Raw genomic sequence first — 15,074 nt, 5'->3', positions numbered from 1 at the left:
ATGGCAACAAAATTGAAAAGCCTCAAGGCAGGCATGCTGGCCGGAATGGCGGCCGAAAAGACGCGGGGCGACGCGCTCGACCGCTTTGCCCGTGCCGAAGCGGCAATTTCGCAGCATCCCAATGGTCTGTTGCAAGCGCGCAGCCGCGAGCCGAATCCCATTTTCAGCGCTGAAAGTGAGATGGAGGACGAGGGGGACGGGCGGATCCTGATGAAGGTTCCTCTGGCGCAACTGCACGACAATCCGTTCAATGCGCGCCGCATCTATGATCCGGTGGTGGTCCAGGAGCGGGCCGCTTCCATAGCCACGCATGGTCAGAAGACGCCGGGCCTGGCTACGCCGGATCCGGCGCGTCCAGGGCACTACATCCTGATCGATGGCCATTACCGCAAGCGCGCGCTGGCATCGGCGGGAAAGCTCGAGATGGAATGTTTCGTCGAGAGCAACCTGAGCGATCTCGATTTCTATCGCTTGTCCTTCCTGCTCAATGAACAGCGTTCCGACCAGTCGGCGCTGGACAATGCAATCGCTTGGCGGCAACTCCTCGACGAAGGCAAGGTCCAGAAGGAGGAAGATATCTGCGAGCTGACTGGCATGTCCGCCGGGACCGTCAACAAGACCCTGGCGCTGTTAAGGCTCCCGGATTCTGTGTTGGGTGTCATGCGCGAGCGGCCCAGTGCAATCGGCATTGCGACCGGTTACGAACTGACTCTATATTGCAAGATCGTGGGAGAGGACCGTACCCGCGACCTCGCTGCCCGGATCATGGCGGAAGGCTTGTCCAGCCGCGAGGTCGAGGCCATTCGCAAGCATGCACAGGAAGGAAAAGCGCGCAAGATCAAGGAAATCAGTCGCCAATATAAGATCCGGAGCGATGGTGGCCTATTGCTGGGAACGATCAAGGAGTGGGATTCCGGCCGCGTGATGCTGGACGTCCAGGTGGGCGATCGCGGCGCCCGCGAAGCCCTGGTTGAGGCACTCAAGGCACGCTTCGGCCTGGACAAGCCTGCGGGCTGATGGCTGGGCGGCAGCATAGGGGACGGTCGCCGCGGCACGTTCGTCCACGAGGCGTCATCCGATGGCCGGTGTCCCCGACGCGATGATACCGGCCGCGGCCCCTGCATCGGGCCCGCGCGCGCCGGCCCGTGCCATGCGGGTTCGCCGCCCCGCAAGATCACGCGGAGAGCGCGCCGCGAATCCCGCATCTTCCTCTTCGCGATAGCGTTCGATCGCCTGGCTCAACAGCGCGTGCAGGCCCCGCACCGAGTAACCGGCACCTGGCGACACGTCGGCTTTGCGCCTGGCTCGCCCGGTGGGTGGCAGCCGGGGAGGTCCGATCAGCACGATCGGTTGGCCAGCCTGACCGTGCCAGTCCAGTCCGCGGTCTTGCCAGTGACGCTCCAGCGCGATGCGTGCCGGAGCGCTGAGTGCTTCATCTCCACAGCCGGGTTCGCCGGCCATGCCGAGCTTGTCGCGCGTGAATGTCGTCAGGTCGGCAAAACCAATATGTTGCTCCTGGAGCAAGCGAACCGCGGCCTCGGCTGCACGGTACCGCAGCCCCTCGGCGTCCCGCCCCCGAGCAGCCAGCCACTCCAGAAACCGGGAAAGGGAATCGAGCGAGAGCGGGCTGCCCACGCCGGCAGGCACCGCGGCACGTTGCGCGTTGGCCCGTGTCTCGGGCTGCCAGACATGGTCCGCAAGATACCCCTGAATCTGCAGCCACTCAAATAGCGCACCAAGGATGCGCGACGCGTGAAGCACGCTGCTTTCCGACAGCGGACCGGTGAACGGACGCCAGGCTGCCGATTCCCTGGGAGCGCGCGGTCCGACCCATAGCCGGACGGGGCCGGGATTGCGCAGGAACCCAAAGTACTCCAAACGATCCTGGCCGTCCAACGCGGCCAGCGGCTTACGCCGGTCCATTGCGGACCAGAGCAGCAGCCTCTCGGCTTCCTTGCGATAGGCCAACCAGGTACTCCGTTGCGCGCGATTGGCTGCAAGCCACCCGTGGACGGCCGCAAGATCGCTACTAAAAGAGCCTGTTACATCACTATTATGTTGGGTTATCTGCGCTGTCGCGGACCCCTCCTCGCGCATGAGTTCGAACGGCACAAGCTGGCGCAGGCGGGGCCCCAGCGCGGCCTCCGTCAAGCGGCCCTGGGCGCCAAAATGCTCGCGCAACAGTGGCTCGCCTCGCTCGTCCCTGACGACATCGCGATGATCGGCCAGCCAGCGGTTGATGACCGTCCCGGCGAGCGCCCCGATACGCGGAACCGAGCGCCACCACGCACTGCCGTGGCGATTGGCGAGTTCGACCAAAATGTGCAGATTGGATATCTTTTGGGCGCGTAAACGTCGCGCCAGGGCGGGAGCAAACCATAGCTCGATGCCATGATCCGCACGCGGCCGTGCGGTGCCGAGCCGCTCCAGTTCGGCCAGGGCTTCCACGCGCCGGTCCATGCCCCGGTTGGAGCGGCCGGGGCCGAGCTCGAGCAACTCGGCCAGATCCTGCCTGTTATGCAGGTGCGCCAGTTGTACCATGCGGTCACGCAGGCCGAGCAGCAAGCGCAGTGCGGACTCGCCACCGGCGTCGTCATCGCCGTCGTCGGACAGGTAGCGCCCGGCAACCATCGCGGCCGGCATACCCTGCACGTAGGCGCGGACGGCCGCAAATTCGCTACGGGTGAGACTCAGATTGGGGGCCTTACCGGGCTGCATGACAACGCCCAAACGGGCAGCTAAGATATTGATTCATAAGGCACTTAAGCGATCGCTAAATGCATCCGGGTAGAAATGCATAGTGAAATTTAATGCCGATAATTATAGCGCCGAATCCGTGCGGCCATCCCCGAATCGCGCCTGCCACAGGTTTCGACGTCGCGCGGTTCGGTAGCGTACATGGCGCGGTTGGCATCGCGCGACACCCTTTGACGGGTGTAACCCTCTCTTGCATTCACCCCCACCTGTGCATATCCTGATACCCAGAGTCAGAGTTCTTTAACTCTGACTTAAGAAACATCTAAAGCGTAAAAAACGCAAACGGGGCGATTCGAAACGACTCCACGGGATGGTCAGTCGGGCAGCGGAACCTGGACGGGTGCGCTGCCATGGCCTGGAGACGGGACGGATCGTATGGGACTGCAACCGCAACATAGCGGTCAGTTCCGTTAGCATGTGCGGGTTGTCGCGGGGCTCGCCATGCCGAAACAATAAAAGAGAGCGGCCATGGCCACAATCCTCTTGATCGAGCCACATCCTCTGCTGCGCCTGGGTCTGCGCCATCTGTTAACTCAAGCTGGACTCCACGGCGATCTGGTCGACATCGATCCGACTTCCTTGCCCCATCCTGCCGAATGGCTCTGCCATGCCGATTTGTTGGTCTATGGTTTGCCGCCGGACCAGGATGCAGGCTGGCAGTCGTTGGGAGACATCTGCCAGACCTTGATGCCCAGGCGGATACTGGTGTTGTCGGACCAGATCCCATCCCACTCGATCAGCGCTCGGATGCCAGACAATGTGCGGGGCGTGTTGTCCAAGGGCTGCAGCGCCGAGATGCTCGACGCGGCGATCCGCCTTGTTCTGGCCGATGGCGAGTGTTTCCCCGCGCGCGCGCAGGCGGCGCATGGCACCGATGGCGTCTCGGCGTGGCCGACCGACAATGCGCGCCACGCCCCAACGGCGCTGCATGTGCGGGCCGGGCCCGGCCAGGCGGATAGCGAGGCCGCAACCGCAGCCCAACATCCGTCGCGCCGCGCATCCGATGTGGCACCGGAGCCTGAAACGCCATCAGTGGGCTCGCATCTGCTCAACATTACAGAACGCCAGTACGAGGTGCTGGCACTGCTGGCACGCGGCTATCCGATCAAGACAGTCAGCCGCTTGCTGAACATTTCCGTGGCCACGGCCAAGACCCATGCGTGCACCCTGTATCAACGCCTGCACGTACGCAACAAGGGCGAGGCGGTCTACGTGGCGTTGCAGCGCGGCGCGAAACTGAGCTGGCCGGGCCCGGCTGCCGCCGCGCCGATTCGCGGCGCCGCCCAACTGGTTGATTTCGCCGCTGTTTGCCAGGCGGCCGCCTGAGCAGCGCGGCGCCTGCTCCCCGCCTGGCCGGCGGGGGCATGGCAACCCGCAAGCGCTTCAATCGTTGGCATGAGCCGCCTCATCCAAACGCACGAGGCGGCGCTTTGTTGTAGTTGCTACGCTTTTGACAAGTGCCGCATGCGATAGGCGATCCCTGTGCTTGCCGGCCGGATGTCCACCCGCGTCCACCCGAGTCGATGACAACGCTCCTGCTCGCCCACAATATGATGCTGCGCCGCGGACTGCTGCGCCACCTTCGCGAAATCTCATCACTCACGCCGGTATTGACACAGACTCCCGAATGGCTACTGGATGCGCCAGCGGCGGAAATGCCTTCGGCTCCAGTGGATTTCGCGCTGCTGGATTGCAGCGGCACGGACGCCGACCCGCAGGTTCTTGTCGACACCCTCTGCGCGCGCCTGGCGCCAAGGCGCTGGCTGATCCTGTGCGAGGCGCCTGGCTCCGGGGTGGCAAGCTATGCCGCCCGCCTTGGCGCGAGCGGGTGCCTGACCGTGCCGGCCACGCCCGAGCAGGCGCGCGCGGCGGTGGAGCTGGTCCGCGCCGGCGGCCAGTGTTTTCCCCGCAGAGCCTTCTCCATGACACCCGCGCCGGCTCCTTCCCCCATTGGTTCAGGTGGATCTACGGCAAGGGGATGAGGGCGGGCGGCAGCGTTGGCAACTATGCTGAAGGCGCGCGGGTAGCGAAGCCGGGAATATCAAATTCAATACGGCCGCCGCGCGTTGCAGAGGGGGTCATATGGACGCGGGAGTGGACATCCTGGTTGTGCGCGGCTTCGCCGTGCCCGAAGGCCGGGGCAAGTGGGCATGCTGCTACGAAATCAGATTGACGACCGGACGCGATGGGCCACTGCTCTATCGCGGCGAACTGCATGGCCGGCGCTATAGCTGCGAGGCGGCAGCCATCGCCGCGGCGACCTTCGCCGGCGAGCAGGAAGCGCGCCGGCAGGTGGCAACCGTCAGGGCTGGACTGATTGCCCGCCATGAGTATTGCGTGGTGGTAGCGAGCGAGCAGGCATGCGATGGCCGCAATGACGTGGCCACGGGCTAGCGGCGGCGCTAACCAGCCAGGCAAGGCGCTACGATCGGCGAGCATCGTGACGTCGCAAGGCGACAAGGCAAAGGGGGGCGAAAAGCGCGTGTTCGGGGGACCGGAGCGATCCGGTGCGTATGCCAATCCGGATGCGCACACGCGCATTTCGGTTGCAGCGCGTGCTGCGCCGGATCTTGATGGCCACGGTAACAGCCGCGTAGCGCAAGTGGCGGACCGTGGCCTATTTGTTTTGTTCTGGCGCGGGACTGGCGGCCCGCCTGCGTCGGCGTTGATCGGTATCGGCACGCTTGCCGTGGAACCGCGAGCAAAAAAAGAGCCCGCCGACCGGGGGACCATGCGGGCTCTAAAGTGGCCGGCACGATTCCGCTCGGCGGGCCACTCTTCAGACGATAGTCAAACAGCGGTGCCACGCCTATCGACCAGAAGCCGCATCCGCCACGCAGCGCACCGCGTGTCGGCCGCGGCGCCCGCGATGTCCGCCAACCCAATGGGCGCAACGGACCAGCCGCTTTACTTGTCCGGCACATCTGCGACTTGTCATGCTTTTGGCTGGGTGGAGATGCTGCCGCCGGCCGATGGCGGGGACTGGAAAATGGCTCAACTGTGTTACTTTTCTCGCGTACTCGATCCTCGGCGCAATCATGCTTAACTGGCAATTCATCACTCGCTTCGGCGAGACCTCCCTGCTGCTGCCGGGCGCGATACTGATCACCGCCTGGCTCTTCCACACCCGCGCTATCGCCAGCGCGTGGCGGTGGTTCCTGAGCTTCGGCGTGGCAGCCGCGATGGTGCTGGTCTCCAAGCTGGCGTTCATGGGCTGGGGCATCGGCAGCGCCGCGCTCGATTTCACTGGTTTCTCGGGGCATAGCATGATGGCCGCATCGGTACTGCCGGCACTGCTCTATCTGCTGGTCCCGAACGCGTGGCAACGCCTTGCGCTTGGCGCCGGCTGCATGGGCATGCTGCTCGCGTTGCTGGTCGGCTTTTCGCGACTGGAACTGGACGCGCACTCCAGCTCCGAAGTCCTGAGCGGACTCATCCTTGGCTTTGGCGTGAGCCTGCCCTTTATCCTGAGCTCGGCACGGCCGGTACGCTCGGCCCCGGTCGTGGCGGCAAGCCTGGTGCTTTTGCTGCTGCTGGCAGTACCCGTCACGGGCGTCGCCGCGCCTACGCATCACTGGCTGGAGGTGCTCGCGACGCGGCTGGCCGGGCGTGACAAGCCCTTCCAGCGCGGACAATGGAGCTCCTGGGCATTGCAGAGCGGGCACGAGCAGGTGTTGACGCACCTCGCACCGGTGCCGCTGATGCGCTGACGCTGGCCGGGGCCGGCGTCTGTGTGCGTAAGCAAACAGACGTGGCGCCCTTGCGGCGCAATCATGGTCTCCATCACTGCTTGGGTATGCCAGGTGGAGGCCAATCATGTCGACAGTCCGAGCCTTTGTAGCCGAGCGGCAAGCCGCCCTGCAAATCCTGTACCGCATCGCCGATGCAGTCATCATCGCTGCCTGCGGCGTGGCGGTCGGTGCCTTGCTCTTCCCCTACGGCATCCGCGGTGCCTCACCGGTGCACGGCTTCCTCATCGCCTTGTGCGCGGTGGGCGCATTGCTGGTGTTTCCCGCCTGCGGCCTTTACAGTTCCTGGCGCGGCCGCAGCCTGGCTGCGCTGGCGCTGCGCACGGTGGCAGCATGGTGCGCGGTCTGTCTCCTGGGCCTGGTCACAGTCTTCCTGATGCACCAGGTTGCCGCGCTCTCCCGGCTGTGGTCCATGACCTGGCTGCTCGGCGTCGCCGCCGCGCTGGTGGCGTCGCGCCTGGTGCTGTACAGCATGCTGGGCAGCGTGCGTGAACAAGGCCTCAATGCCAAGCGCGTGGTTATCCTCGGCTATGGGACCCTTGGGAATGAGTTGTACCAGCGCGTGCAGCGCATCCGCGGCGCGGGCTACGATGTGGTCGGCATCTACGATGAGCGCGAGAAGCCGATCCCGGTGGGCGTAGCGCGGCTCGAGTCGCTGGAGCATGTCTGTGCCTTTGTGCGCAGCAATGGCGTGCGCGAAATCTGGCTGACGTTGCCGATGGCGGCCTGCCGCGACCTCTATGACGTGGTGTTCCAGTTCCGCAATGACATGGTCGACGTGCGCTGGGTGCCCGATATCATGTCGGTGGAACTGCTCGGCCACCGATTCAGCGACTTCCTCGGCATGCCGGTGATCGACCTGAACAGTCCGCCTGTGTCCGGTATCACCGGGCTGTTGAAGGCGAGCTTCGACCGGGTCTTCGCGCTGTGCGTGGTGCTTGGCCTGTCGCCGGTGCTGCTGACCATCGCACTCCTGGTCAAGTTGTCTTCTCCGGGCCCTGTGCTGTTCCGCCAGAGAAGGCTCGGTATGGACGGCTCTCCGTTCAATGTCTACAAATTCCGTACCATGGTGGTGCACCAGGAGGCCGGTGTGACACAGGCCACGCGCGACGACGTGCGCGTGACGCGCATCGGTGCCTTCCTGCGCCGCACAAGCCTGGACGAGTTGCCGCAATTCCTCAACGTGCTGCGGGGCGAGATGTCGGTGGTCGGTCCGCGTCCCCATGCGATGGAACACAATGAGTTCTACAAGGAGCTGATCGACCGCTACATGCTCCGGCACCGCGTCAAGCCTGGCATCACCGGCTGGGCGCAGATCAATGGCCTGCGCGGCCAGACCGACACCGTCGAGAAGATGCGCAAGCGCGTCGAGTTCGACATCTACTACATCCGCAACTGGTCGTTCCAGCTGGACATCTCCATCATCCTGCGAACCGCAGTGCACGGATGGACCGGCAAAAGCGCGTTCTGAGTTCGTGCGATCCCCCCGCTCGCCGCGCTATTGGTGGGGGAACGCACGCCCCGCCAAGGCGATTCCATGTTCAATGGCTCCCGTCTCAATCGCTGGAGATCAGCATGAAAGCAACGATCCGTCACATCCTTGGCGAGGTAGCGAGACTCACGGTTCCGGCAGACCGGCTGGACGATGGCACAGATCTCTACGAGGTAGGCCTGTCGTCCCTGGCGACCGTGCATGTGATGCTTGCCATCGAGAACGCTTTCGATATCGAGATTCCGGACCGAATGCTGACGCGGCAATTGTTCCGTAGCATTGATTCCCTAGCCACCGCGGTGCAGCAGATCAAGCAGCAGGAGGCAGCGTGAGCCCGCCGCTGGCCAGGGTGGAGCTGGCGCAGCCTGGCATGGATCCGGCGTCCGGCGAGGCGCTGATTGCTGCCGCTCATGTCGTGGCCGAGGTGGCGGCGGAGCACGGGGACCAGGTAGATCGCGAGGCAAGGTTTCCCCACGAGGCCCTTGCCGCCATGCGTGATCAGCGACTGCTTGGCGCCATGGTGCCAACCGCATACGACGGTGCGGGAGCATCGCTCGATACCATCGCGGCCATCTGCCAGATCCTCGGCGCCGCCTGCTCGTCCACCGGCATGATCTACGCCATGCACCAGATCCAGGTGGCATGCGTGGCCGGGCACGGCGCGGGTAGTCCGTGGCATGAAAGCCTGCTTGCCCGCATCGCGGCCGAGCAGCTTCTGCTGGCCTCCGCCACCTCGGAGGAAGCCATCGGCGGCGCATTGCGAAACAGCGGCTGCGCGGTCGACGCCGACGGCGACCAATTCCACCTGTTGAAGATCGCGCCCACCATCTCATACGGTGCGTACGCGGATGGCATCCTCGTGACCGCGCGGCGGCACGCCGATGCTTCGCCGTCGGACCAGGTGCTGGTGTGCGTGCTGCACGGCGACTACACGCTTCAGTGCCTTAATACCTGGGATACGCTGGGTATGCGCGGCACCTGCAGCAACGGCTTCCGGCTTGAAGCGGCCGGGCAGGTTGCCCAGGTATTGCCCGTTGCGTTTGGCGAGATCGCCGACGTCACCATGACGCCGGTCTCGCATATCCTCTGGAGCGCACTTTGGCTTGGCATCGCAGGCGACGCGGTCCAACGCGCAAAAAATCTCTTCCGGGGGCAGGCAAGGGCGCGACCGGGTTCGCTGCCGCCCTCGGCGTCCCATGTCGCGGAGGCGGTGGGCCAGTTGCAGATGATCGAAGGGCGGCTCGGGCTAGCCCTTGCGCGTCAGCGCCAGCGTCACGTTGCCGCGTCGGTATCGGCTTCGTTCTCGCTCGCGGCTGAGATGAACGGCTTGAAGACTTCGGTTTCGGAGATGGCGCTGCAGGTGGTGCACCAGGCCATGCTGGTTTGCGGCATGGCCGGCTACAAACATGGCACGCCCTATAGTCTCGGCCGTCATCTGCGTGATCTGTGGTCCGCGCCCCTGATGATCAATAACGACCGTATCCTGGCCAACACCGCCAACCTGCTGCTGGCAGATCGTTCCTGAAAGAAACAAGATGGATTCCATTGCCCTTATCAGCGACACCCTGGCCACGAGCGGCGCCGACGAGCCACCGGCGGCCCGCACCGGACCGGCGACGTTTCTCGCGGCGCTGCTCGACGCAGGCCTCCTGATCCCAACCGGCGTGCAGGGCTTGTACGGTCGCAGCGAGACCTTCGAAGCCATCGCCGACGGCCTGAACGCGGCGATCACCGCGCTCGGCAGCGACCAGCACGCCGAGATCCTGCGATTTCCGCCCGCCATCGGAAAGGCTGACTTCGAGACCAGTGAATACATGAAGAGCTTTCCCCAGCTGGCGGGCACCGTCCATAGCTTCTGCGGCGACGACCGCGGCCACCGCCGCCTGCTTGCACGGCTGGAGGATGGCGACGCGTGGACCGACCAGCAGGCATTCTCCGGCGTGGTATTGACACCGGCAGCCTGCTATCCGGTCTACCCGGTGATGGCGCGCCGGGGACCGCTGCCGTGGCAGGGCAAGGTGGTCGATGTCCTGTCCTATTGCTATCGGCACGAGCCTTCGCTGGAGCCGACGCGCATGCAGTTGTTCCGACAGAGGGAATACGTGTGCCTGGGGCCGGCCGAGCGCATCGTGGCATTCCGTCAGCTATGGATGGAGCGCGGGCTGCAACTGGGCAAGGCGCTCGAGCTCCCGGTGAAAGTCGACGTGGCCAATGATCCGTTCTTCGGGCGCGGCGGCAAGATCGTGGCCGACAGCCAGCGCGAGCTCCGGCTCAAGTTCGAGTTGCTGATTCCCGTCAATGACGGGGCGCCGCCTACCGCCTGTATGAGCTTCAACTACCATATGGACCATTTCGGTGCTTTGTGGGGCATCCGGACAGACGACGGTGGCACCGCGCATACCGGTTGCGTGGGCTTTGGCATCGAGCGGCTCGGGCTTGCCCTGCTGCGTCACCATGGACTCGATCCGGCGCGCTGGCCGCGAGGCGTGCGCGAGCGGCTCTGGAGCGCGTAATGCATGGAACACCCAAGTTGGGGGGCCGCGGCGGTCTCGGTCTGCGCGGCGGGAACCCGGTGTGGTCGCACGCAAATTGCAATGTCGATCTGTGGATAGAGCTTCTGCATGGCTGGGAACTCGAGCCCATTGCCGCACTGGCATTTACCGTGAGCCAGGATTTCGAGGGCGATCAGTTCACGTTATTCAGTTTCCCGTTCGGTGATCTCGAGCGGCTCTATGGTGTCACCGTGCACGACTTGTCCGTGTACGACAACCTGGAGGGGCACATTGCCGCGCAGACATGCCGCGGCAACGTGGTACTGCTTGACGTCGACAGTTTCAACCTGCCGTATGCCGCCGCCGCTGGCTACCGGCGCCTGCATGCGCGTTCCTGCATCGGTGTGGACCTGCTGGTGCCGGAGGCCTCGACCGCCGGTTACTACCATGGCGACGGCTACCACACGGTCAGCGGCGAGGAGTACCAGGCCATCTTCCGGCTGCCGGCGGAACTGAAGGACAAGAATATCGCGCCGTATCCGCAAGCGAGAGTGGTGCGGCGCCGCTTTGCTCCCCAGACCGATGCCGCATTGGTGCGGATCTCGCTTGACATGCTGCGCCGCCACTTGGGACGGCGGCCGCGGGTCAATCCCATCAGCGCCTTTCGTACGGTTTTCCCCGCGCACCTGGACCAGATGATGGGGCGTGGGGAGCCGGGATTCCAGGCCTATGCGTCGAGCGTGTTGCGCCAGCTGGGCGCCAATTTCGAGCTGCTGGGTTGCTACCTTCGCTGGCTGGTGATGCATGGCCAGCCGCTGCCGGACACCATCGCCGAGGCTTGCTACACCATTGCCTCCGAGGCCATGGTGATGCAGTTCCGGCTGATGCGTGCCGTCATCAGCCGCAAGCCCGATCCCTGCCAGGATTGCTTCGATCAGCTCGAGATGTCCTACAAGGCGACGGTGCCGGCGTTGGCTGCCTACTTCGGCGAGGTTGGCGGGTGAGTGCGCGCGACTTCGCCCCCGATCGGCGCGGCTTGCCGGCATTGCCCGGCGTCGCGGTCAAAGGCGCGCCGTTGTCCGGGCAGTGGGTGTGGCTCGAAACCTCCGCTGGCGCCGCCGGGTGCCCGGCCGCCTTGCCGGAGGGCGCCGGCTGGCTGGCTGCGCCCGTGCCCGGCACCGTGGCGGGCGCCTTGCGTGCCGCCGGCCGATGGGATGATGCCGCGCCGCCACCGCTGCACCAGCGCGATCACTGGTACCGCGTGCACTTCACGGGCAGTGGCCGCCGCGTGCTGCGGTTCAGCGGCCTGGCCACGCTGGCCGAGGTGTGGCTGAACGGTGCGCTGGTGCTTACCACGCGCCATATGTTCGTGAGCCATCAGATCGAAGTCGAACTGGCGGGCGAGAATACACTGCACCTGTGCTTTCGCGCGATGTATCCGTGGCTGCGCACACAGCGCGGCGCGGTCCGCTGGAAGCCACGGATGATCGCGCCAGCGACCTTGCGCGCGGTGCGCACCACCCTGCTCGGCCATATGGCCGGCTGGTGCCCCCCGGTGCATGCCGTGGGGCCGTGGCGCCCGGTCGAACTGCTCGACCCGGCCGGCGACGATGCATCGCAAGGCATGCGCGCCGATCTCTCCAGCCGGATCGAGGGGCATGAGGGCGTGGTGTCCCTGCGGCTGCATTTTCCGGGAGAAGCGCCAGAGCATGGCAGTTTCAGTGCCGTCGATGGTGACGGTGAGCCGCTTTGCGCGGGCCTGTTGCGGCGCTTGGATGCCCACACGCTGGCTGGCACATTGCGCATCGCCCATGCCAGGCTGTGGTGGCCGCACACGCACGGCGAGCCCTATCTCTACCGCATAGTTGCCACGGTGCAGGGCGGCACGCTGGCATGCGGGCGCATCGGCTTTCGCACCATCGAGGCCGACCGCGGCGCTGCGCCGGGCGCCTTTGCCTTGCGCATCAACGGCGAGCGGCTTTTCTGCCGTGGCGCGTGCGTGTCGAGCCACGACCTGCACGGCCTGTCGGATGCGCAGGAGACGGTCGGACGCTGGCTGGCGCTGGCTCGAGGGGCCGGCATGAACATGGTGCGTGTGAGCGGCGTCACCTGCTATCCGGGCGAGAACTTTTATCGGCTCTGCGACGAACTTGGCCTGCTGGTGTGGCAGGACTTCATGTTCGCCAATTTCGACTATGGCGGCAGCGACGGCATGGCGGGATCCGCGCTGATGGACGACGCCGCGTGCGAGGTGACGGAGTGGCTGGTTTCCACGCGCGCGCATCCGAGCGTCGCGGTGTTGTGCGGTGGCAGCGAGACCGAGCAGCAAGCCGCCATGATGGGTGCGGCGCGCGCGGCCTGGCGCCAGCCGCTGTTCGAAGCGCTGATCCCCGGCCTGGTGGCCGCGCACAGGCCGGATGTCGTCTACGTGCGCAACTCACCTTGCGAAGGCGCATGGCCCTTCCAGCCCGATACCGGCGTCAGCCATTATTACGGCGTGGGCGCCTACCAGCGCCCCCTGGCGGATGCGCGTCTCGCCAATGTGCGTTTCGCCGCGGAATGCCTGGCGTTTGCCAACGTACCTTGCGAGCGCACCCTGGCCGAGCACGACCTTGGCCAGCCCTTGCACGATCCGCGCTGGAAGACACGCGTGCCGCGCGATGCCGGCGCGCCGTGGGATTTCGAGGACGTGCGCGACTTCTATCTGCGTACGCTGTATGACGTCGATCCACCCCGCCTGCGCTACGAACGGCCGGGGCGCTATCTGGCACTGTCACGCGCGGTGGTGGCCGAGATCATGACCGATGTCTTCAGCGAATGGCGGCGCGTGGGTTCCACCTGCGCGGGCGGGCTGGTCTGGCAGCTGCAGGATCTCCTGCCGGGGCCGGGCTGGGGGATCGTGGACGCATGCGCGCGTCCCAAATCGGCCTGGCATGCCTTGCGGCAGGTCTGGCAGCCGCTGCAGTTGCTGTTCACGGACGAGGGGCTCAACGGCTTGCACCTGCACCTGCTCAACGAATCGCCGGAGCCGCATCAGGTGCGTTTGTCGCTGCGCTGCTACCGCGACGGCGAGACGGTGGTGGCCGAAGCCACGCAGGACCTCGTGCTTGCCCCACGCGAGGCGCACCGCATCGAGGCCGCGTCGCTGATGGATGTGTTCTTCGATTTCACCTACGCCTATCGGTTTGGTCCGCCGGCGCACGACGTCGTCGTGGCCTCGCTTGTAGGGGCTGATGGTGCACTGCTGAGCCAGGTGGCCTACCTGCCGGATCGCAGGGCGAGCGCGCTCAAGCCGCCTGGCCTGAAAGTTGTAGTCGAATGCGTGGCGGGTGAATGGTGGCTCACAATCAGCACACAGCGCTTCGCGCGCTGGGTGCATATCGAAGATCATGTCTTTCAACCGGCACAAGACTGGTTTCATCTTGCCCCCGGCGAGAGCCGGCGTATCCGTCTTATGCATGACGGCGGCTCCCCCGCCCCGGGTGCGCTCATCCCTTCGGGCGAGATTCACGCCATCAACGCGGACCGGCCGGTCAGCTACAACGCATAGGACGCGCCGCTGATTCCCACTCCTGGCATGGCCTGCGCAGCCGCCGGGCCTCGCTTGCGCGCCCAAGCGGGCACGACCGCCGGTGTCCGCCCGTGTCATCTCCAACCTACCAAGGGATGATCTAGTACTAGCCGTCTGCCCAGTGTCACAACGGAGTTGCGTGGCGCTTAATACAGATACACCAGCTGGCGGAAAGTCAGCGGTTGTTTGCAACGGGTGGAACGGCATTGACAGTAGTGCCCAGTCATAAGGGCATCAGGATGTCTTGCTGGCACCAGCCGTGATCCTAGGGTCCAAGGGAGGTCCGAAAATGATCACGCATCGGTCAGATCTGCATGTCAATCATTTGCTCAGCGCGTTGCCGCGCCACGAGTGGGAGGTGTTGTGCCGGCACTTCGAACTGGTCAGGCTCCGCGCGGGGGAGTTGCTGACGGATTCGGGACAGCGCATCGTCCATGTCTACTTTCCCACCACGGCAGTGGTCTCCATGCTCTCGCTGCTCGAGGATGGTGCCACGGTCGAGTTCGCGGCCATCGGCAACGAGGGCCTGGTCGGCATCCCGGTCGTCACCGGCGGCGATACCATGCCCAGCCGCGTGGAAGTGCGCAGCCCGGGCTTCGCCTATCGCATCGCAGCCCGCGATCTGCGCAATGAGCTGATGCGCACACCGGTGCTGCAGCGCGTGACGCTGCTCTACGTGCAGGCGGTACTGACGCAGATCGCGCAGACCGCGGCCTGCAACCGCCATCACTCCCTCAACAAGCAATTGTGCCGCTGGCTCCTGCTGGCGATCGACCGGATGAGTTCCAACGAGCTTGTGATCACGCAGCAGGTGATTGCGAACATGCTCGGTGTCCGGCGCGAAGGCGTGACAGAGGCAGCCGGAAAGCTGGAGGACCTCGGACTCATCCACCACAGCCGTGGGCATATCACCGTGCTGGACCGTTGCGGGCTCGAGAAGCAATCCTGCGAATGCTACAAGCTCGTCAAACGCGAGTACGACCGGTTGCTGCCTGCCTTGGCGCACGCCTGAA

13 protein-coding genes are annotated in these 15,074 nt (G+C 65.1%); 12 read left to right on the top strand and 1 reads right to left on the bottom strand.

What is annotated here, in order from left to right; translation table 11 throughout:
• The gene (locus AC1DT6_RS03240; RefSeq protein ID WP_441626181.1) at window positions 1-1,017 is read left to right on the top strand and encodes a ParB/RepB/Spo0J family partition protein; all 1,017 of its coding nucleotides are present in this window, start codon (window positions 1-3) and stop codon (window positions 1,015-1,017) included.
• A gap of 54 nt (window positions 1,018-1,071) precedes the next feature.
• On the opposite strand, the gene AC1DT6_RS03235 is transcribed toward AC1DT6_RS03240, so the two are convergent.
• The gene (locus AC1DT6_RS03235) at window positions 1,072-2,718 is read right to left on the bottom strand and encodes a phage integrase family protein (protein WP_441626179.1); all 1,647 of its coding nucleotides are present in this window, start codon (window positions 2,716-2,718) and stop codon (window positions 1,072-1,074) included.
• Window positions 2,719-3,225: 507 nt separating this feature from the next.
• Between AC1DT6_RS03235 and AC1DT6_RS03230 the strand changes: the two genes are divergently transcribed.
• The 11 genes from AC1DT6_RS03230 to AC1DT6_RS03180 all read left to right on the top strand — a co-directional run bounded on the left by AC1DT6_RS03230 (window position 3,226) and on the right by AC1DT6_RS03180 (window position 15,073).
• The gene (locus tag AC1DT6_RS03230) at window positions 3,226-4,083 is read left to right on the top strand and encodes a response regulator transcription factor (protein WP_441626177.1); all 858 of its coding nucleotides are present in this window, start codon (window positions 3,226-3,228) and stop codon (window positions 4,081-4,083) included.
• 197 nt (window positions 4,084-4,280) lie between these two features.
• Window positions 4,281-4,739: a DNA-binding response regulator gene (locus AC1DT6_RS03225; RefSeq protein WP_441626175.1), complete on the top strand. Its 459-nt coding sequence runs from the start codon at window positions 4,281-4,283 to the stop codon at window positions 4,737-4,739.
• Window positions 4,740-4,839: 100 nt separating this feature from the next.
• Window positions 4,840-5,151 (top strand): hypothetical protein, encoded by a 312-nt coding sequence (locus tag AC1DT6_RS03220; RefSeq protein WP_441626173.1) that lies wholly within the window; start codon window positions 4,840-4,842, stop codon window positions 5,149-5,151.
• Window positions 5,152-5,795: 644 nt separating this feature from the next.
• Window positions 5,796-6,467, top strand: coding sequence for a phosphatase PAP2 family protein (locus AC1DT6_RS03215; RefSeq protein WP_441626171.1), 672 nt, complete (start codon window positions 5,796-5,798; stop codon window positions 6,465-6,467).
• Between the two features lie 106 nt (window positions 6,468-6,573).
• Window positions 6,574-7,977: an undecaprenyl-phosphate glucose phosphotransferase gene (locus tag AC1DT6_RS03210; protein ID WP_441626169.1), complete on the top strand. Its 1,404-nt coding sequence runs from the start codon at window positions 6,574-6,576 to the stop codon at window positions 7,975-7,977.
• A 104-nt stretch (window positions 7,978-8,081) separates the two neighbouring features.
• Window positions 8,082-8,330 (top strand): acyl carrier protein, encoded by a 249-nt coding sequence (locus tag AC1DT6_RS03205; RefSeq protein ID WP_441626167.1) that lies wholly within the window; start codon window positions 8,082-8,084, stop codon window positions 8,328-8,330.
• A 38-nt stretch (window positions 8,331-8,368) separates the two neighbouring features.
• Window positions 8,369-9,523, top strand: coding sequence for an acyl-CoA dehydrogenase family protein (locus AC1DT6_RS03200; RefSeq protein ID WP_441626254.1), 1,155 nt, complete (start codon window positions 8,369-8,371; stop codon window positions 9,521-9,523).
• A gap of 10 nt (window positions 9,524-9,533) precedes the next feature.
• Window positions 9,534-10,511 (top strand): amino acid--[acyl-carrier-protein] ligase, encoded by a 978-nt coding sequence (locus AC1DT6_RS03195; protein ID WP_441626165.1) that lies wholly within the window; start codon window positions 9,534-9,536, stop codon window positions 10,509-10,511.
• Complete coding sequence (locus tag AC1DT6_RS03190) at window positions 10,511-11,494, top strand: DUF1839 family protein (RefSeq protein WP_276288172.1); 984 nt, start codon at window positions 10,511-10,513, stop codon at window positions 11,492-11,494. The genes AC1DT6_RS03195 and AC1DT6_RS03190 overlap by 1 nt, the downstream gene beginning before the upstream one ends.
• Entirely contained in the window at window positions 11,491-14,040 is a 2,550-nt protein-coding gene (locus AC1DT6_RS03185; protein WP_441626162.1) for a glycoside hydrolase family 2 protein, read from the top strand. The genes AC1DT6_RS03190 and AC1DT6_RS03185 overlap by 4 nt, the downstream gene beginning before the upstream one ends.
• Before the next feature lie 310 nt (window positions 14,041-14,350).
• A complete protein-coding gene (locus AC1DT6_RS03180; protein WP_276288170.1) occupies window positions 14,351-15,073 on the top strand; it encodes a Crp/Fnr family transcriptional regulator in 723 nt (240 codons plus the stop codon).
• Window position 15,074 lies beyond the last annotated feature (1 nt).

The sequence above is a fragment of the Cupriavidus sp. 01L45 genome (assembly GCF_056399885.1).
The sequence above is the reverse complement of the archived record's forward strand: the minus strand, read 5'-3'. Positions and strand labels throughout refer to the sequence as shown.